This window comes from Kitasatospora sp. NPDC058032 (genome assembly GCF_042885845.1).
Lineage (GTDB): Bacteria > Actinomycetota > Actinomycetes > Streptomycetales > Streptomycetaceae > Kitasatospora.
The window spans coordinates 34,799-51,204 of record NZ_JBHVRK010000041.1 but is presented as its reverse complement, the minus strand read 5'-3'; the positions used below and the strand labels follow the sequence as shown (position 1 = coordinate 51,204).

19 protein-coding genes are annotated in these 16,406 nt (G+C 72.9%); 8 read left to right on the top strand and 11 right to left on the bottom strand.

The annotated features are described in order from the left end of the window. Positions 1–107: 107 nt before the first annotated feature. Positions 108–476: an ATP-binding protein gene (locus ACFVUH_RS35555; protein WP_387917675.1), complete on the bottom strand. Its 369-nt coding sequence runs from the start codon at positions 474–476 to the stop codon at positions 108–110. 312 nt (positions 477–788) lie between these two features. Here ACFVUH_RS35555 and ACFVUH_RS35550 point away from each other — a divergent pair, with 312 nt between their 5' ends. Together ACFVUH_RS35550 and ACFVUH_RS35545 are read left to right on the top strand one after the other, a co-directional pair. After that, positions 789–1,649 (top strand): helix-turn-helix domain-containing protein, encoded by an 861-nt coding sequence (locus ACFVUH_RS35550; RefSeq protein WP_387917674.1) that lies wholly within the window; start codon positions 789–791, stop codon positions 1,647–1,649. Between the two features lie 11 nt (positions 1,650–1,660). After that, entirely contained in the window at positions 1,661–1,855 is a 195-nt protein-coding gene (locus tag ACFVUH_RS35545) for a DUF397 domain-containing protein (protein ID WP_387917672.1), read from the top strand. 158 nt (positions 1,856–2,013) lie between these two features. Here the strand turns inward: ACFVUH_RS35545 and ACFVUH_RS35540 are convergent, their stop codons facing one another. Together ACFVUH_RS35540 and ACFVUH_RS35535 are read right to left on the bottom strand one after the other, a co-directional pair. Then, on the bottom strand, positions 2,014–3,684 hold the full coding sequence (locus tag ACFVUH_RS35540) for an HtaA domain-containing protein (RefSeq protein WP_387917671.1): 1,671 nt from the start codon (positions 3,682–3,684) through the stop codon (positions 2,014–2,016). 48 nt (positions 3,685–3,732) lie between these two features. After that, the gene (locus ACFVUH_RS35535) at positions 3,733–5,283 is read right to left on the bottom strand and encodes an HtaA domain-containing protein (protein WP_387917669.1); all 1,551 of its coding nucleotides are present in this window, start codon (positions 5,281–5,283) and stop codon (positions 3,733–3,735) included. Positions 5,284–5,370: 87 nt separating this feature from the next. Between ACFVUH_RS35535 and ACFVUH_RS35530 the strand changes: the two genes are divergently transcribed. Genes ACFVUH_RS35530 through ACFVUH_RS35520 form a run of 3 tightly spaced genes read left to right on the top strand, consistent with a single transcriptional unit; the run spans position 5,371 to position 8,359 of the window. Beyond that, complete coding sequence (locus ACFVUH_RS35530) at positions 5,371–6,468, top strand: hemin ABC transporter substrate-binding protein (RefSeq protein WP_387917667.1); 1,098 nt, start codon at positions 5,371–5,373, stop codon at positions 6,466–6,468. Then, complete coding sequence (locus tag ACFVUH_RS35525; protein WP_387917665.1) at positions 6,465–7,535, top strand: FecCD family ABC transporter permease; 1,071 nt, start codon at positions 6,465–6,467, stop codon at positions 7,533–7,535. Before ACFVUH_RS35530 ends, ACFVUH_RS35525 begins: the two co-directional genes overlap by 4 nt. Further along, entirely contained in the window at positions 7,532–8,359 is an 828-nt protein-coding gene (locus ACFVUH_RS35520) for a heme ABC transporter ATP-binding protein (protein WP_355357434.1), read from the top strand. Before ACFVUH_RS35525 ends, ACFVUH_RS35520 begins: the two co-directional genes overlap by 4 nt. Here ACFVUH_RS35520 and ACFVUH_RS35515 read toward each other — a convergent pair. The 3 genes from ACFVUH_RS35515 to ACFVUH_RS35505 all read right to left on the bottom strand — a co-directional run bounded on the left by ACFVUH_RS35515 (position 8,356) and on the right by ACFVUH_RS35505 (position 10,295). Continuing rightward, complete coding sequence (locus tag ACFVUH_RS35515) at positions 8,356–8,574, bottom strand: dodecin (RefSeq protein WP_387917663.1); 219 nt, start codon at positions 8,572–8,574, stop codon at positions 8,356–8,358. The genes ACFVUH_RS35520 and ACFVUH_RS35515 overlap by 4 nt on opposite strands. Positions 8,575–8,666: 92 nt before the next feature. Continuing rightward, on the bottom strand, positions 8,667–9,626 hold the full coding sequence (locus tag ACFVUH_RS35510; RefSeq protein WP_355357428.1) for an asparaginase: 960 nt from the start codon (positions 9,624–9,626) through the stop codon (positions 8,667–8,669). A gap of 78 nt (positions 9,627–9,704) precedes the next feature. Then, positions 9,705–10,295 (bottom strand): ABC transporter substrate-binding protein, encoded by a 591-nt coding sequence (locus ACFVUH_RS35505; protein WP_355357425.1) that lies wholly within the window; start codon positions 10,293–10,295, stop codon positions 9,705–9,707. A gap of 521 nt (positions 10,296–10,816) precedes the next feature. Here ACFVUH_RS35505 and dtd point away from each other — a divergent pair. Further along, entirely contained in the window at positions 10,817–11,257 is a 441-nt protein-coding gene (gene dtd, locus ACFVUH_RS35500; RefSeq protein WP_355357422.1) for a D-aminoacyl-tRNA deacylase, read from the top strand. Positions 11,258–11,524: 267 nt separating this feature from the next. Then, a complete protein-coding gene (locus tag ACFVUH_RS35495) occupies positions 11,525–12,703 on the top strand; it encodes a Cmx/CmrA family chloramphenicol efflux MFS transporter (protein ID WP_387917660.1) in 1,179 nt (392 codons plus the stop codon). Positions 12,704–12,975: 272 nt separating this feature from the next. On the opposite strand, the gene ACFVUH_RS35490 is transcribed toward ACFVUH_RS35495, so the two are convergent. From ACFVUH_RS35490 to ACFVUH_RS35480, 3 genes are all read right to left on the bottom strand, one after another. Continuing rightward, entirely contained in the window at positions 12,976–13,938 is a 963-nt protein-coding gene (locus ACFVUH_RS35490) for a folate-binding protein (RefSeq protein ID WP_355358854.1), read from the bottom strand. Positions 13,939–13,957: 19 nt separating this feature from the next. Beyond that, on the bottom strand, positions 13,958–14,422 hold the full coding sequence (locus tag ACFVUH_RS35485) for a Fur family transcriptional regulator (protein WP_355357416.1): 465 nt from the start codon (positions 14,420–14,422) through the stop codon (positions 13,958–13,960). A 109-nt stretch (positions 14,423–14,531) separates the two neighbouring features. Then, positions 14,532–15,116: an FABP family protein gene (locus ACFVUH_RS35480; RefSeq protein WP_387917658.1), complete on the bottom strand. Its 585-nt coding sequence runs from the start codon at positions 15,114–15,116 to the stop codon at positions 14,532–14,534. 274 nt (positions 15,117–15,390) lie between these two features. On the opposite strand from ACFVUH_RS35480, the gene ACFVUH_RS35475 reads away from it, so the two are divergent. Next, complete coding sequence (locus ACFVUH_RS35475; protein WP_355357410.1) at positions 15,391–15,756, top strand: DsrE family protein; 366 nt, start codon at positions 15,391–15,393, stop codon at positions 15,754–15,756. 3 nt (positions 15,757–15,759) lie between these two features. Here the strand turns inward: ACFVUH_RS35475 and ACFVUH_RS35470 are convergent, their stop codons facing one another. Together ACFVUH_RS35470 and ACFVUH_RS35465 are read right to left on the bottom strand one after the other, a co-directional pair. Then, positions 15,760–16,032, bottom strand: coding sequence for a DUF3099 domain-containing protein (locus ACFVUH_RS35470; protein WP_355357407.1), 273 nt, complete (start codon positions 16,030–16,032; stop codon positions 15,760–15,762). Between the two features lie 69 nt (positions 16,033–16,101). Then, positions 16,102–16,392 (bottom strand): DUF1416 domain-containing protein, encoded by a 291-nt coding sequence (locus ACFVUH_RS35465; protein WP_344343425.1) that lies wholly within the window; start codon positions 16,390–16,392, stop codon positions 16,102–16,104. Positions 16,393–16,406 lie beyond the last annotated feature (14 nt).

The window sequence follows — 16,406 nt, the reverse complement described above, 5'->3', positions numbered from 1 at the left end:
CCGGATGCCGAAGGGCTCGCCGCGCTCGTGGAGTTCGCGGAGGAGGGAGGCGATCTCGGGTTCGGTGTAGGTGCGGAGGTACGGGTCGTGCGGGGGGATGGGGAGGTTCACGCGGCGGCGTCCAGCTCGAACCAGATGACCTTGCCGGTCTTGGTGGGGTGGGCGCCGAAGCGGTGGGTGAGGGCGCGGATGAGGTGGAGGCCGCGCCCGGAGGTCGCGTAGGGGTCGGTGCTCGTGCGGGGTTCGGGCGGCAGGTCGGGGCTGTCGTCGCAGACGGCGACGCGGAGGGTGGCGGGCCGGAGGAAGACGAGGACGGACGGCGCCGGGGAGCCCGCGTGCTGCCAGGCGTTGATGTACAGCTCGTGGAAGGCGAGTTCGGCGTCGGCGATGATGTCCGGCGGCCAGCCGGCGGAGCGGAGGTTGGCGCGCAGTTCGGCGCGGAAGGTGGAGCAGTCGGGCGGGTTGAGGGCACGCATGGGAGACCTCCATGGGGAGAGGCAGGGAGGGAGGGGAGGAGAGAACGTCGACGGATGCGTCGCCGTGAACGAGGCCAGCCCGGACCTGGCTGCTCTGCGGTGCGAAATGGGCAGCATGCGCCTACTGCCCTGGAAATTGGCATTACTGACGATCCGCCATGTGATCGACGCAACACTGACGTTAGGTCATTAGGTTCCACGCGTGCAACACGATCCGGGAAGATGAGCCGGTAGGGGCGAGAGGCCTCACCCGCGCGAGTGGCATCCCGAGCCCTTACAGCGGGAGACTGCTCCGACACGGAAGGACACCCCTTGGCACTCAGGACCCACATCAGTGAGAGGCAGCGGCGCTTCGGTGCTGAACTGAGGCGCCTCCGCGAGGGCGCCGGGCTGGCAGTCAAAGATGCCGGCGCACTCGTCGGCATGGGAGGCCCGCAACTCAGCCACATCGAGGCCGGTCGCACGGGGCTGGATCCGGATCGGTTGACCGTTCTGCTGGATGCCTATGGCCACACGGATGAGACCTATGCCGCGGCTCTGCACAGGATGGGACTCAGCAACGGGAAGGGCTGGTGGAGTGCCTTCAAGGGGTTCGTTCACACCTCGGCCCTCGATCTGGCCGAGTCCGAGTCGACCGCTGTTTCTCTCTCCAGCTACGAAACTCTGCTGATCCCCGGGCTGCTTCAGGTCCCGCACTACAGCGAGGTCATCCTCAGCGGCGATGAGAAGAAGATGGAATTCCGTCGCAGCCGCCAGCAGACCATAAGCAGCGACGGGTCCCTCCCCCTTCACGCTGTGATCCACGAAGCGGCCCTACATTCCCGGTTCGGCGGCCCCAGGGTCATGAGGGAACAGCTCGACTATCTGGTCGAGGTGAGCGAACTCCCCCACGTCACGATCCAGATCCTGCCCTTCCGCTGTACCGAGTACGTCTCCACGGACACGTCTTTCATGATTGTGCACGGTCCGCACTCCGACCTGGACACCGTGCTGATGGAGCACCCCGGCGGCTCCACCTACCATGGCGATCCAGAGTCGCTCGTCGCCTATCACTCAAAGTTCGAACGCCTCAAGTCCCTTGCGCTTCCGGAACTGGAAGCATCTCGCGCTCTACGATCCCGAGCCGACCACGACTCCTGGGGACTGATTCAGCACATCCGCTACGCCCTCTAAGGAAAGCGCACATGTCACAGCTCGATTGGCAGAAGTCCAGCTTCAGTGGCGACCAAGCCAACTGCGTCGAGATCCGCACAGGGGCCGCCGGCCTGGTCGAACTCCGGGAATCCGACGACGGCGGCATCGTCCTCCCTACAAACCCGGCCGCCTTCGCCGATCTCCTCAACGCCATCAAGACCGGCGAACTCGACCACCACGCATAGCCTCGGCCTTCCCGTCGCGCAGGAAGTCGGCGGGCCCGACTTCCTGCGCAACCACAGTGGCCCTCGCTCTGATCGAGCGAGGGCCACCGGATGACGTTGTTCAGCGTGCCGGAGTAGGAAGTCGGATCCGCCGACTTCCTACTCCACAGCCTTCCGCATCAGACCTCGGTGGACTTGCGGTGGCGGGCCAGGGCGGTGGCGCCGCCGCCGAGGAGGAGCAGGCCGCCGGCGGTGGCCAGGAGGGGGGCCACCGGGGTGGAGGAACCGGTGGAGGCCAGCACGCCGGTGCTGCCACCGGTGGTGGTCAGGGAGGCGCCGCCGACGGTCCCGGATCCGGTGCCGGTGGAGCCGGTCGTACCGGTCGTGCCGGTGGTGGTACCGCCCGCAGTTCCGTTGCTCGGCTGGGTGGTGGGCAGCTGGGCGTTCTTGTCGAAGGCCAGCGAAACGGTGACCGGGTCGAGGGCGTCACCCTCCTTGTAGTTGACGAAGGCCGGGACGCCCTCGGCGGTCAGCGTGGCCGGGACGGCGTTGAGCGTGACGACACCGTTCACCGGGGTGAGGTTCGCCTTCGACACGTCCAGCTTGGCGATCCGCGCGCCGGACAGCGACGTCGTCTTCCCGTCCAGGGACTTGGCGTTGACGTCGGCCGTCAGGTAGGCGCCGTCCTTGGAGATGCTCAGGCCGAGCTTGGAGAGGGCGGTGTCGAGCTGGTAGCCACCCCCCGCGGCCGGGTGGCCGAGGAAGCGCACCGAACCGGCGAAGCCCGCCGACAGGGTGTGGCTCTTGGTGTTGTAGCTGCCGTTCGCCCCGCCGAAGCGGTAGTCGGCCGCACCGCCGCCGAACTCGACCTTGCCGTTGGCCACCGGGCTCTGCAGGTATTTGCGGAAGCTCTCCTTGACCGACCAGTCCAGCGTGCCGTTGACGACGGCGAGTTCACCGTTGCCGCTCGGCGCGGCGGACAGGGTACCGGTGGCGGACGGGGACGAGGTCGCGGACGGCGAGGAGGTGGCCGTCGGGGTCTGGGTGGCGGACGGCGAAGCGGTGGCGGTGGCGGTGGCGGTGGCCGTGGGCTCGGCGGTCGCGGTGGCCGACGGGGAGGCGGTGGCCGTGGTGGACGGCTCGGCGGTCGGGGTCGGAGTCGCCGTCGCCGTCGCCGTCGCCGTCGGGGTGGCCGTAGACGTGGCCGTAGCAGTCGGCGTCGCCGTCGGGGACGGGGTGGCCGGGCTCTGCTGGAGCAGCAGCGCCAGCGGGTCCATGTCCGCGCCGGCCTGGTAGAAGCCCGCGAACGCCTTCGCGCCCTCCTCCGTCAGCTTCGCCGCCGTCGGCACGCCCGTCGTGGTGTCCCGGCCGACGGTGAACGTCACCAGCGGCACATCGTCCCGCTTGGTGACCTCCGCCGCGCCCATCGACTCCTTGGAGGCGGTGTCGGCCGTGAGCGTGCCGGCCGTCCCCGACGTGGTGATCTTCAGGTCGCTGAGTGCCACGTCCAGCGCCCCGTGGTGGGCCGTGAAGTGCACGCCGCCGGTGAAGGAGGAGCTGAGCGCGTGGGTGGTGAGGTCGTACTTGGCGCTCGCCAGGCCGAAGTGGAAGGTGCCGTCGGCGTTGCGGGTCGCACCGTCGGTCAGCTCGATCGCGCCGCCCTGAGAGGCCGGGCTCTCGATGTAGTTGCGGAAGCTGGCCTTCACGCCCCAGTCCAGCGCGCCGGTGTCGTAGGTGACGCTGCTCGGCGCGCCGGCGCCGAAGGCCAGGGCCGGGGCGCCGAAGGCGGTCAGGCCGAGGCCGGCGGTGACGGCGGCCAGGGCGGCCAGCCGGGTGCGGTTGCGGGACATGGGGGGAACTCCGATCGATGAACGGGGGAAGGAGGTGGGGAGGGGGGGTCAGGCGCGACGGCGGCGGAAGAGAACCACCCCACCGGCCGCGGCCAGCGCAGCGGCGAGCAGGCCGCCGGCCACCACGGCCGCCGTCGGCACACCGTCCGAGCCACCGCCGTCGACCGTGGCCGCGACCGGCGTGACGGACGGGCTCGGCGCGACGGCCGGGGCGCTGCCGATGTCCGGCAGCGGCGGGAGGGCGGCGGCCGGGTCGAGGGCGACGGCGAAGCTCAGCGGGTCCATCACGGTGCCCGCCGGGTACAGCCCGCCGAAGGCCTTGCCGCCCGGCTCGGTGAGCGTGAGCGGGAGTTCGACGGCCTTGAGCAGCCCGCCCTCGGAGGTGAGGCCGGCCGGGTCGAAGGTCGCCAGCTCGACGCCGGTGAGCTGCTGGGCGGCGCCGTCCGGCGTACGGCCGGAGACGTCGGCGCGCAGCACGCCCTTGCCGTCGGCGACGGCGATGCCCGGGTTGGCCAGGGTGAGGTCCAGGGCGTAGGCGTCGCCGCTCTTCAGGCCGGTGAAGCGGACGCTGCCGGTGAACGCGGCGCTCAGCGCGCCGCTCGCCGGGTCGTAGCTGCCCTTGGCGGGCGTCCAGCGGAAGAACGCGCCGCCGTCCGCCGCGCCGCCGGTGGTCTCCCAACGGCCCTGGGCGATGGCGCCGGTGACGTAGTCGCGGAAGGTGCGACGCACCCCCCAGTCGAGCGCGCCGTTGCCGAACTCGGTGGCGGCGGCGGCCGGAGCGGTGGTCGGGGCCGGGGTGTCGGCCGGGGCCGGGGTGTCGGCCGGGGCCGGGGTGTCGGCCGGGGCCGCCGGGGCGGCCGACGACGGCGCGGCGCTCGGCGAAGCGGTGGCGGAGGCGGAGGCGGTGGCAGTGGCGCTTGGAGTAGCGGTCGCGGTGGCACTCGGCGCCGCCGAGGTCGGCTGAGCCGCCGGGAGGTTGACCGACAGGTTGACCGGGTCGAGCGCCGTCCCGGCGGTGTAGAACCCGCTGAAGGCCTTGGCCCCCGCGTCGGTCAGCGTCGCCGGGACGTTGTTGAGCGTCAGGGTGCCGGCCGCGCCGCGCAGGTCGACGCCGGCCAGCGAGAGGTCGGCGATCTTGGCCTGGCTCGCGTTGCTGACCTGACCGGTCTCCCGGGACTTGCTGCTGACGTCCGCGTACAGCCCGGCCGAACCGCCCGGGGCGGCCCGGAAGGTGAGCCGTCCGATGCTCAGGTCGAGTGCGTTGGCGCCGCTCTCCTGGTGCCCGGTGAACCGGACCCCGCCGGAAAACGAGGCGCTCAGCGCGCCGCTCGCCGGGTCGTACGTGCCGGTGGCGGAGTGGAACCGGAAGCCGCTGCCGGCGACCGTGGCCGCGCCGCCGGTGAGCGCCCAACTCCCCTGGGCGATGGGCCCGGTGACGTACGTCAGGAAGGACTGCTTGATCCCCCAGTCGAGCCGCCCGCCGGACACCCGCCCCTCGGCCGCGACCGCCTGTCCGGGCAGCAGGGCGACCGTCAACAGGGCCGCCAGGGCGGCCACCAGGCCGGCGGTCAGACGGCGGAGCCGATGGGGCAGAGGCACGCGGATCACTCCTCGGCGCGACAGGGGAAAGCGGGGTCGGCACATCACCGACCCCCTTGCGAGTTTTAGGTAAGGCTAACCTAATATATGAGTCAAGAGCCCCGCCGGGCACCCCCGCACCCCACCCACCGGCGGCGACAACTCCCGACGAAGGGAACGACGTTGAGCAGCAGTACCACCCGACATCGGGCCGCGCGCGGCCCCGCGATCCTGCTGCTCCTCCTCGGCCTGCTGTTCGCCCTGACGGCCTGCGGCTTCTCGACCAGCACGGGCGAGGCCACCGGCACCGGCACACAGGCCCCGGACACCGTCGAGCCGCTGCCCGACGCGCCCGCCCCGCAGCTCCCCGCCACCGCGGCCTCCGCCGACGGCCGGACCACCACCGTCACCAGCGCCGAACGGATCATCCCGCTCAACGGCAGCCTGGCCGAGATCGTCTTCAGCCTCGGCCTCGGCCCCAAGGTCGTCGCCCGGGACGTCTCCACCACCTTCGAGCAGGCCACCGCCCTGCCCGTGATCACCCAGGCCCACGACGTCTCCGCCGAAGGCGTGCTCTCCCTGCACCCGACCGTCGTGCTCGCCGACCGCTCCACCGGCCCGGCCGAGGCGATCGCGCAGATCCGCGCGGCCGGCGTCCCGCTGCTCGTCCTGGACGACGCCAAGCGGCTGGAGGACGTCGGCCCGCGCATCGACACCGTCGCCGCCGCCCTCGGAGTCCCCGACGCCGGGCGGCAGTTGAAGGAGCGCACCGAGCAGCGGATCACCGAGGCGACGGCCGCCCTGCCCGCCGTCGGACAGCGCCCCAAGGTCGCCTTCCTCTACCTTCGCGGCAGCGCCTCCGTCTATCTGCTCGGCGGCCCCGCCTCCGGCGCCGGCTCGCTGATCGAGGCGGTCGGCGGCGAGGACGCCGGCACCGCCGCCGGGCTCAGCGGCGACTTCACCCCGCTCACCAGCGAGGCCCTGGTCAAGGCCGCCCCCGACGCGATCCTGGTGATGAGCAAGGGGCTCGACTCCGTCGGCGGCGTCGACGGCCTGCTCAAGCTGCCCGGCGTCGCCCAGACCCCGGCCGGGCTCGACCGCCGGATCGTCTCCGTCGAGGACGGCCAGCTGCTCAGCTACGGGCCGCGCACCCCGCAGGTGATCCGCGAGATCGCCGAACAGCTCTACCCGAAGGCCGCCCGATGACCGCCGCCGTCACCGGCAAGAGCCTTCCCGTGGCCAGGCGCACCAGCCGCACCGCCCTGCTCACCACCGGCCTCGCCGTCGCCCTGCTGCTGTTCGCCCTGCTCGCGGCCGGCATCGGCGCCTACCGCATCCCGCTCGGCGACATCCTCGCCTCCTTCGGCCACCGGCTCGGCCTCGGCGGCCACGCCCTCGACCGCGTCCCCGAGTCGGTGCTCTGGAACGTCCGGCTCCCCCGGGTGGTGCTCGCCCTGCTGGTCGGCGGCTCGCTCGGCTGCGCGGGCGCGCTGATGCAGGGCGTCTTCGGCAACCCGCTCGCCGAACCGGCCGTCATCGGCGTCTCCTCCGGCGGCGCGGTCGGCGCGGTCGGCTGCATCGTGCTCGGCCTGGACGCGCTCGGCACCTGGACGGTGACCGCCTCCGCCTTCGCCACCGGCCTGCTGACCGTCTTCGCGGTCTACGCGATGTCCCGCTCCGGCGGCCGCACCGAGGTGGTCACCCTGATCCTCACCGGCGTCGCGGTGAACGCCTTCTGCGGCGCCCTGATCGGCCTGTTCCTGTTCACCGCCGACTCCGCGGCGATCAGCCAGGTCACCTTCTGGCAGCTCGGCTCGCTCTCCCAGGCCACCTGGGGCAAGGTGCTCGCCGTCCTCCCGTTCGCCCTGGTCGGCCTCGCCGTCGCGCCCCGCTACGCGCGCTCGCTGGACCTGCTGGCGCTCGGCGAACGGCCGGCCCGGCACCTCGGCGTGGACGTCGAGCGGATGCGGCTGGTGCTGATCACCGTGGTCGCCCTGCTCACCGCCGCCGCCGTCGCGGTCAGCGGCATCATCGGCTTCGTCGGCCTGGTCGTCCCGCACCTGCTGCGGATGGTCGCCGGCCCCGGCCACCGCTTCCTGCTGCCCGCCTCCGCGCTCGGCGGCGCCCTCGTGCTGGTCGCCGCCGACCTCGCCGCGCGCACCCTGGCCGAACCGGCCGAACTCCCGCTCGGCGTGCTCACCGCGCTGATCGGCAGCCCGTTCTTCTTCTGGCTGCTGCGCCGCACCAGGACCAAGCAGGGAGGCTGGGCATGAGGATCGGCGCCCTGCGCAACCGGCCCGAGGTACCCGCACGGCCCGCCCCGGGCACCGAACTGCTCACCGCCGAGGCCGTCCGGCTGACCGTCGGCGGGCGCGAGCTGCTGGCCGGGGCCGACGTCCGGGTCACCGCCGGCGAGGTGGTCGCCCTGCTCGGACCGAACGGTGCCGGCAAGTCCACCCTGCTCTCCGTGCTGGCCGGCGACCTCACGCCGACCGCCGGCGAGGTCCGGCTGGACGGCCGCCCGCTGGCCGGCTACCGGCCCGCCGACCTCGCCCGCCGCCGCGCGCTGCTGCCGCAGGCGGCCGCGCTGTCCTTCCCGTTCCCCGCCGACGAGGTGGTCCGGATGGGCCGCGCCCCCTGGGCCGGCACCGCGGCCGCCGCCGAGGACGGGCGGGTGGTCGACGAGGCGATGGCCGCGACCGAGTCCGCCGCCTTCGCCGGGCGGCCGTTCACCGCGCTCTCCGGCGGCGAACGGGCCCGGGTGGCGCTGGCCCGGGTGCTCGCCCAGCGCACCGCCCTGCTGCTGCTCGACGAACCCACCGCCGCGCTCGACCTGCGCCACCAGGAACTGGTGCTGCGCCTGGCCCGCACCCGGGCCGCCGCGGGGGACGGCGTGGTCGTCGTCCTGCACGACCTGTCGCTCGCCGCGGCCTACGCCGACCGGGTGGTGCTGCTGACCGACGGCGCGACGGTCGCCGACGGGCCGGTGGCCGAGGTGCTGCGCGCGCCGCTGCTCAGCGAGGTGTACGGGCACCCGGTCGAGGTGCTGCCGCACCCGCGCACGGGGGTGCCGCTGGTGCTGCCGGAGCGTGCCTAAGCGTCGTCGTCCTCCAGCCGGAAGCCGACTTTCATGCACACCTGGTAGTGCTTGATCCGCCCCTCGGCGAGGTGGCCGCGGACCTGCGAGACCTCGAACCAGTCGAGGTGGCGCAGCGTCCGGGAGGCACGCTCGATGCCGTTGCGGATCGCGGCGTCGACGCTCTCCGTCGAGGACCCGACGATCTCGGTCACCCGGTACACGTGCTCGCTCATGGCGGACTCCTCAGCTGTGCGACGGCCCCCGGTCCACCGTGCACCGGGGGCCGTCGCTCCGCATGCGGAGGAGGGCGGACCGCTGGAACCCGCTAGAACGCGGCGCGCACCTCGCCGACCGGGACGCCGCCGCCGAGCAGCGGGGCGGCGGCGATCCGCTCCAGCGTGGAATCGCCGGTGGTCACCCCGAGGCGGCGCAGCGCGGCGGCCAGGACGGGGCCGCGGGCGCGCTCGGCGCCGTCCTCGATCTTGAAGGCGAGCGCCCGGCCGTCCGGCAGCGCCACCACCTGGACGGCCTCCGCGCCCATCTTGGCGAGCGCGCCGGGCACCGCCCGCATCAGCCGGGTGTCGGCCCGGCGGGTGCCGGCCACGTACTCGGGGTGCGCGCGCATCGCGTCGGCGACCCGGCGCTGCGGGGTGCCGGGCTCGGCCAGCAGCAGGGCGCGGTAGCCGCGGGCCAGGGCGGTCAGGCCGACGGCCAGCAGCGGCGCGCCGCAGCCGTCCACCCCGGCGTGCGCGGCCGGCTCGCCGACGGCCTCCTCCAGGGCCTCGCGGGCCAGTCGCTGGATCGGGTGCTCCGGGTCGAGGTAGCTGTCGGTGGGCCAGCCGTTGGCCGCGCAGGCGGCGAGCCAGCCGGCGTGCTTGCCGGAGCAGTCCATCAGGATCGGCTCGCGGTCACCGCCCCAGCGCAGGTGCAGTTCGGCCTCCAGGTCGTCGAGCGGGAGGTCGGCCGGGGTGCGCAGGGCGGACTCGTCCAGTCCGGCACCGGCGAGGATCCGCCGCACGCCGTCGAGGTGAAACGATTCGGCGGAGTGGCTGGAAGCCGCCAGCGCCAGCAGCTCCCCCTCGATCGCGAGCCCGGCCCGCAGCGTGGCCACGGCCTGGAACGGCTTGGCGCAGGAGCGCGGGAAGACCGGCGCGTCCGGCTCGCCCAGCGCGAACTCGACGGAGCCGTCAGCGGCCAGCAGCACCAGCGAACCTCGGTGCCGGCCCTCGGTGAAACCCGAGCGGACGACTTCGGCGAGCACGGGCAGGGAGACGGAATTGGACATGGCGAAAGCCTTCCGGAGGTGAGGGTGAACCGGGGGCGAGCCGGGCCCGTCCCCCACCCCCGGCGCCCCCCGCACCTGTCAGAGCGGACCGCCTGCGAGCAGGTCGTCGACCCGTGCTTCCCCATCACGGTACCTGCGGGTGATTTCGGCGTTGCAGCCGTCCGCCGTCCGCAGCAGCCGCTGCCGTCGCCCGGACACCTCCCGCTCGTGCGCCCGCAGCCGCTCCAGCGCCGCCAGCAGTTCCTCGGCCGGGTGCGCGGCCAGGTCGGCCAGCTGGACGTCGCCCATCAGCGCGTCCGCCTCCAGCTGGGACTGCTGCCCGCGCGGCGGCCCCAGCGTGACGTGCCGGGCCGAGCGGCGGACGGTGGACGGGGCGTCGGTCAGGATCGCCGGCAGCAGCTCCAGCAGGGCGCCGGCCTGCTCCGCCGCGTCCGTGGGCCGGGCCGGGCCGCCGGCTCCGGGCCGGCGGTCCAACTCGGCCAGCAGGATGTCCATCCGGCCGTGCAGCAGCCGCCGCAGGTAGGAGAGGTCGGCCTCCTGGTCCAGGGTCTCCCGGCGCAGGGTCCGCAGCTGATCCAGGCCCAGGCGTCCGAGGTCCGGCTCGGGGCCGGCCCCGGGCCCCTCGGGCAGCCGCCCGTACCGGTCCTGCGCCGTGCTGATCGCGTCCATCAACCAACCACCTGCCGTCGTCCCGATCCCACCCGCTCGCGGCGCCCCGTCGCCTGCCGCCGGTCCGGCCCGCCAACCCCCGCGCGCGCCGCCGGCGCGTTCCCGTCCGGAGGCACGCCCGGACGACCGCGAAGGTCCCCGCCCCCCGGCCGTGGCCACCCGGCGGGGCGACACGACCGGAACGCCTGACCCACCGGCTCGGCCGCCCGGCCGAACCGGGCCCGGCGCGGCGGACCTCGGCGCCCCGGACCTCGGGCGCGGCCGGCTCCCCGCCCAGGTGCGGCGGAGCGGCGGACACGCCCTCGTACGGTCCCCCAGCGTGCCACCCCGCCCGGCGCCGCCGCACCGCCCGTGCACCCGAACGGCCCCCTGGCGAAGAGGGGTGGCTGATACGACCGAAGCTTTTCGCCGGGAGAACGCTGCCATGGCGCACGCAGGCGCACGCAACCCGGCGTGCGCCAGGCCTTCGAGCGCCCATGGGGGCCTGCTCACGCCCCGGACGGCTCCGGCAGAATGGCGGCATGCGAGCAGTGGTGCAGCGAGTGACCGAGGCCAGGGTGACGGTGGCCGGGGAGACCGTCGGCGCGATCGAGGAGCCCGGACTCTGCGTCCTGGTCGGCGTCACCCATGACGACACCCCCGCCAAGGCGGCCCAACTGGCCCGCAAGCTCTGGACGCTGCGGCTGCTGCCGGCCGACGACGAGGGCGTGGAGCGGTCCTGCTCCGACGTCGGGGCACCGCTGCTGGTGATCAGCCAGTTCACGCTCTACGGCGACGCCCGCAAGGGCCGCCGCCCCACCTGGAACGCCGCCGCACCCGGCCCGGTCGCCGAGCCGCTGGTGGACGAGGTGGTCGCCCAGCTGCGCGCGCTCGGCGCCAAGGTCGAGACCGGCCGCTTCGGCGCCGACATGAAGGTCGCCCTGGTGAACGACGGCCCGTTCACCGTCCTCGTCGAGGTCTAGCCAGGTGTTGCGGGTCATGCCGTCGATGACACACCGGCGGCTGTGAAACCGATGGCCTCGACGGGCATCGGTCAGGTACCGTGCGGGCCATGCCGAGTCCTGAGTCAGACAGGGTGGGGGCTTTCGGTCACGCCGTCAGCCCCCTGAACCACTGAGTTCGTAGTCTGCCGTCCCGCCGCGTTCTGCGGCCGGACGAGTGCGCCCCTGGGTGCTGACCGCGGTGACGAGACGACCTTCTCGTGCTTCTCCTCACCTCGGAGCCACTCGATGCCCCTCCCGCTGTATCTGCTCGCCGTGGCGGTCTTCGCCATGGGCACCTCGGAATTCATGCTCGCCGGCCTCCTGCCGGACATCGCCTCGGACCTCGACGTGACAGTCGGGACAGCAGGCATCCTCACCTCGGCATTCGCGATCGGAATGACCGTCGGCGCCCCGCTCATGGCCGGGCTCGCCCGCAACCGGCCCGGACGGTCCAGCCTTCCGGGGTTCGTCCTCGCGTTCCTGGCAGCCCACGTCGTGGGCGCTGCCACCTCGAGCTTCCCGGTCCTGGTCGCGACCCGGGTGGCCGCAGCACTCGCGTACGCGGGGTTCCTCGCCGTGGCTCTGACGGCTGCCACCACGCTGGTCCCGCCCGACAGGAAGGGACGCGCGCTCGCCGTACTGTTGTCGGGCACCACGGTGGCCACGGTCGCCGGTGTCCCAGCGGGGTCGGTGCTCGGCACATTGTTCGGCTGGCGGGCCACCTTCTGGGCCATCGCCGCTCTCTGTCTGCCCGCGGCCATCGGCATCGTCCGAGGGATCCCGGCGCGACGTGTGCAGAAGGTCGCTGCCGACGGGCCGGCCCTGCGATCGGAACTCGCGCAGCTCAAGAGGCCGCGGTTGCTCCTGATCATGCTGCTCGGCGCCATGGTGAACGCGGCGACCTTCGCCGGCTTCACCTTCCTCGCCCCCGTCGTGACCGACACCGCCGGGCTGGGCGAGCTGTGGATCTCCGTCGTCCTGGTGCTCTTCGGTGCGGGTTCCTTCGCCGGGGTCACCGTTGCCGGCCGATTGTCCGACCAGCACCCCGGTCCGGTCGTCGCGGTCGGCGGTCCGCTGCTGCTCGTCGGCTGGCCGGCCCTGGCCCTGCTGGCCGACAGGCCGGTTGCTCTGCTCGCCCTCGTGTTCGTCCAGGGCGCGCTGTCGTTCGCGCTGGGTAGCACGCTGATCACGCGGGTGCTCTACGAGGCGGCAGCAGCACCCACCATGGCCGGCTCCTACGCGACCGCCGCGCTCAACGTGGGCGCTGTTGTCGGACCCCTCGTCGCCGCGACGACCCTCAGCACGGCGGCCGGGGACCTCGGGCCGCTCTGGGCGAGCGGACTCCTCGTCCTGGTTGCGCTACCTGTCGCGTTCCCCCTGCGCGGTGTGATCGCAGCGGATCGGAGCAGCGAGGTGCTCCCGTGACGCACGCGAACGCCCCGTTGAGCATCGAGGGACGGCGAAGGCTCGTCGAACGCTGCCGTACCCGGCCGACCGCCCACATCGCCACCGGGGCCGGCGTCTCCCGGGCTTGCCCGTCCACGTGGAAGAACCCCGCAGGATCGCGCTCGAACCGGCGAAGGCCGGACGCGTCCCCGACGGCGGAAACCGTCCTCCCGTCCCACGCCTCCGCGCGAGCGTCACCGACGTCATGAACGTCATGAACGTCATGGCCGGCAACGGCCAGGACCTCCGCTTCACTGCGGGACGATCACGTCCTGCGTCCCCGGCACCGTGCCGGCCAGCAGCACCGCGTCCACCGGAACGTTGCGCTTCACGACGGCCAGCGCGATCGGCCCCAGCTCGTGGTGGCGCGCCGAGGAGGTGACGATGCCGAGCGCCCGCCCCTCCGGGTCGGAGGCGAGCCGCACCTGCGTCCCGTGCGGGGGCAGCACCTCCTCGGTGCCGTCCAGGTGCAGGAAGACCAGCCGGCGCGGGGGCCGACCCAGGTTGTGCACCCGGGCCACCGTCTCCTGGCCCCGGTAGCAGCCCTTCTGCAGGTGGACGGCGGTGCTCAGCCAGTCCACCTCGTGCGGGATGGTCCGGTGGTCGGTCTCGAAGCCGAGCCGCGGCCGGTGGCCCTCGATCCGCAGCGCCTCGTACGCCCAGACGCCCGCCGCCGGACCGTAGCCCGCGGTCAGCTCCGCCAGCCGGGCGCGGGGCAGGAAGAGGTCCCGCCCGTACGGCAGTTCGCGGACGGCCGCCGCGCCCTCGGCGGAGGCGGTGGAGCCGGCCGGCAGGTGGACCACCGCGTAGTCGGCGGTCGCGTCGGCCACCTCGACCCGGTAGAGGAACTTCATGCTCTCCAGGTAGCCGACCAGCGCCTGCTGGGTGCCCGGCTCGACGTGTGCCCAGATGGTGGTGCCGTCGTCGACCAGGTAGAGGGCGTGCTCGACGTGCCCGTTGGGCGAGAGCACCAGCGCCTCGGTGGCCTGCTGCGGCGGCAGCGCGCTGACGTGCTGGGTGACCAGCAGGTGCAGCCAGCTCAGCCGGTCCGCGCCGGTCACGGTGATCACGCCGCGGTGCGAGAGGTCCACGAAACCGCTGCCCTGGGAGAGGTTCCGTTGTTCACGGAAGAGGTCGCCGTAGTGGGCGGCGACACCCTCGTCGGTTCCCTCGGCGGGGACGGCTCCGGACAGCGCAAGCAGCGGGCTCTTCAGACCGGTCATACCGGCTAGCTTACGACCGCTCCGCGGCGGGCCCGGCGGCGCAGTCGGCGCAGCGGCCGAAGATGGCGAAATGCTTGAGGTCGGTGTCGAAGCCGTGCTGGGCGCGGAGGCTGTCGATCAGCGGCTGGGCGATCTCGGTGCCGGTCTCGGTGACCTTCTCGCAGTCCCGGCAGACCAGGTGCAGATGGTGGTGGCGGCCGGCCAGGTGGTAGGTCGGGGCGCCGTGGCCGAGGTGGGCGTGCGAGACCAGGCCCAGCTCCTCCAACAGCTCCAGGGTCCGGTAGACGGTGGAGATGTTGACGCCGCTGGCGGTCTGCCGGACGTGGCAGAGGATGTCGTCCGGGGTGGCGTGGTCGAGCGCGTCGACCGCCTCCAGCACGAGCTGGCGCTGCGGGGTGAGCCGGTACCCGCGCTCGCGCAGGTCGGCCTTCCAGTCGCCGGAGAGCTGCCAGTCGGTGGTGCCGGTGTCCGCCACGGTCCTGTCCCTGCCAAACGTCGGGGGTCCTGAACCAAGTGTAGGGACCGGCCGGGGGCCGGTCCCTACCCGTGCGCGCCCCTGCGGGCGGCCGTGCCTGCTCGAAGGGCTACTTGAAGAAGGCGATGCCGTCGTCCGGCAGGTCGTTGATGTCCTTGATCAGCTGGGCCGGCGAGAGCACCTTCCGCAGCTGGGCCGACATGTACGGGCGCAGCGGGACGTTCGGGGCGGCCTTCTCACCCACCCAGAGCAGCTCCTCGTTGACGAAGCCGTAGAGCCGCTTGCCGCCCGAGTACTCCGGCGAGCCCTCGATCCGGGCCACCGCGTCGGTGGAGACGTCGATCTGCGGCTTGCCGTCGGCCAGCTCGCCGTACCAGATCTCCACCGTGCCGTCGTCACGGACGGACGAGATCTCGACCCCGCGGGCGCCGCTGGTGCCGTGCTGGTTGCTGGTGATGCGCCAGAAGGCGTGCTCGTTCTCCAGCGGACGGACCTTCTCGCCCTCGCTGTTCAGCACCCAGGTGCGGGAACGGAACTCCAGGAAGGGCCGTCCGTCGTGGCGGATGACGATCTCCTGGCCGAAGTTGCACTTCTCGGTGCCGGGGAAGTCATGGACGCCCGCGCCCTCCCAGGTGCCGAGGAGGAAGGCGAGCGGGACGACGTCCTTGTGGAGGTCAGAGGGGATCTCGATCATGTTCCTGGTCGCTGTCGTCGGTGCGGGAGTACTTCAACCGTACGGCAGCGGGGTCAGCGCTGGCCCTGGTAGAGCTTCATCACGGAGAAGATGGCGAACCAGGTGATCAGCACGGCCATGAGGGCCAGCAGACCGTCGAAGAAGATTTCCAGACCGGACACGGGTGGCTCCCATTGCGGCGACAGTGTGGTGGATTTTGCTGCCGCTCACTCTATCCGGCGGGTGGGGGAGGGTCTCGGTGAGCCCCACCACGTCGGCGATCTAGGGTGTCGGCATGTCTTCGAAGAAGCTCGTCATCAAGGTCACCGCGGGGGCCGACGCCCCCGAGCGGTGCTCGCAGGCGTTCACGGTGGCGGCGGTCGCCGTCGCCAGTGGCGTCGAGGTGTCGCTCTGGCTGACCGGGGAGTCGTCCTGGTTCGCCCTGCCCGGGCGGGCGGCGGAGTTCGAGCTGCCGCACGCGGCGCCGCTGCCCGACCTGCTGGAGTCGGTGCTGGCCGGGGGCACGCTCACGCTCTGCACCCAGTGCGCGGCGCGGCGCGGGATCGAGGAGAAGGACCTCATCGAGGGTGCCCGGATCGCGGGCGCGCAGGTCTTCGTCAGCGAGATCATGGCCGACGGCGTGCAGGCGCTCGTCTACTAGGCCCTAAGGGCTGTCCTCGTGGTCGGGGCGGTCCCGGTCGTGGCCGGGCTCGTCCCACTTCGGGTCCTCCCAGCGCGGGTCGTCCCACCAGTCGTCCTCGGGGTCGCGCCGGTTGGCGAACACCGCCGCCGCCGGCGGGATGACCATCGCGACCACGCACAGGGCCACGGCCGCCGGGACGGAGACGAACCGGACCGCTCCCCAGGCCAGCACGAAGAGGCCCAGGCAGACGGCCATCATGACGTAGTAGTAGCGGCGCCGCCGACGGGACTGCACGCTTCCACGGTATGCCCGAGGGCCCCCGCTCGGCAGGGGCCCTCGGTACTGCTGTTCCGGCGTCGCCGGTCAGACGGCGATGGCGACCTCGGTCAGGTTGCCCTGGGAGGCGACCACCTGGCGGTCCACGGTCTGGCCCGGGATGAGCGCGCGCAGGGTCCACTTGCCCGGGCGGGCGAAGAACCGGAACTGGCCGGTCGCCGAGGTGGGGACCTCGGCCGTGAACTCGTTGTTCTCGTCGAGCAGTCGGACGTAGCCGTTGACCGGCTCGCCGTCGCGGGTCACCGAACCCTGGATGATCGTCTCGTTCGCCACGTCAACTCCTGCCAGGTCCGGGCCGCCGGCCTTCGCACCGCACATTGTCTTGTTTCCCT

Excerpts from the sequence above, each read along its gene's own strand:
- ACFVUH_RS35515 (WP_387917663.1), bottom strand. The coding sequence starts at position 8,574 with ATGAGCGAGCACGTGTACCGGGTGACCGAGATCGTCGGGTCCTCGACG.
- ACFVUH_RS35475 (WP_355357410.1), top strand. The coding sequence starts at position 15,391 with ATGTCTTCGAAGAAGCTCGTCATCAAGGTCACCGCGGGGGCCGACGCC.
- ACFVUH_RS35545 (WP_387917672.1), top strand. The coding sequence starts at position 1,661 with ATGTCACAGCTCGATTGGCAGAAGTCCAGCTTCAGTGGCGACCAAGCC.
- ACFVUH_RS35510 (WP_355357428.1), bottom strand. The coding sequence starts at position 9,626 with ATGTCCAATTCCGTCTCCCTGCCCGTGCTCGCCGAAGTCGTCCGCTCG.
- ACFVUH_RS35555 (WP_387917675.1), bottom strand. The coding sequence starts at position 476 with ATGCGTGCCCTCAACCCGCCCGACTGCTCCACCTTCCGCGCCGAACTG.
- ACFVUH_RS35525 (WP_387917665.1), top strand. The coding sequence starts at position 6,465 with ATGACCGCCGCCGTCACCGGCAAGAGCCTTCCCGTGGCCAGGCGCACC.
- ACFVUH_RS35505 (WP_355357425.1), bottom strand. The coding sequence starts at position 10,295 with ATGGACGCGATCAGCACGGCGCAGGACCGGTACGGGCGGCTGCCCGAG.
- ACFVUH_RS35480 (WP_387917658.1), bottom strand. The coding sequence starts at position 15,116 with ATGATCGAGATCCCCTCTGACCTCCACAAGGACGTCGTCCCGCTCGCC.
- dtd (WP_355357422.1), top strand. The coding sequence starts at position 10,817 with ATGCGAGCAGTGGTGCAGCGAGTGACCGAGGCCAGGGTGACGGTGGCC.
- ACFVUH_RS35520 (WP_355357434.1), top strand. The coding sequence starts at position 7,532 with ATGAGGATCGGCGCCCTGCGCAACCGGCCCGAGGTACCCGCACGGCCC.
- ACFVUH_RS35540 (WP_387917671.1), bottom strand. The coding sequence starts at position 3,684 with ATGTCCCGCAACCGCACCCGGCTGGCCGCCCTGGCCGCCGTCACCGCC.
- ACFVUH_RS35530 (WP_387917667.1), top strand. The coding sequence starts at position 5,371 with ATGAGTCAAGAGCCCCGCCGGGCACCCCCGCACCCCACCCACCGGCGG.
- ACFVUH_RS35495 (WP_387917660.1), top strand. The coding sequence starts at position 11,525 with ATGCCCCTCCCGCTGTATCTGCTCGCCGTGGCGGTCTTCGCCATGGGC.
- ACFVUH_RS35465 (WP_344343425.1), bottom strand. The coding sequence starts at position 16,392 with ATGTGCGGTGCGAAGGCCGGCGGCCCGGACCTGGCAGGAGTTGACGTG.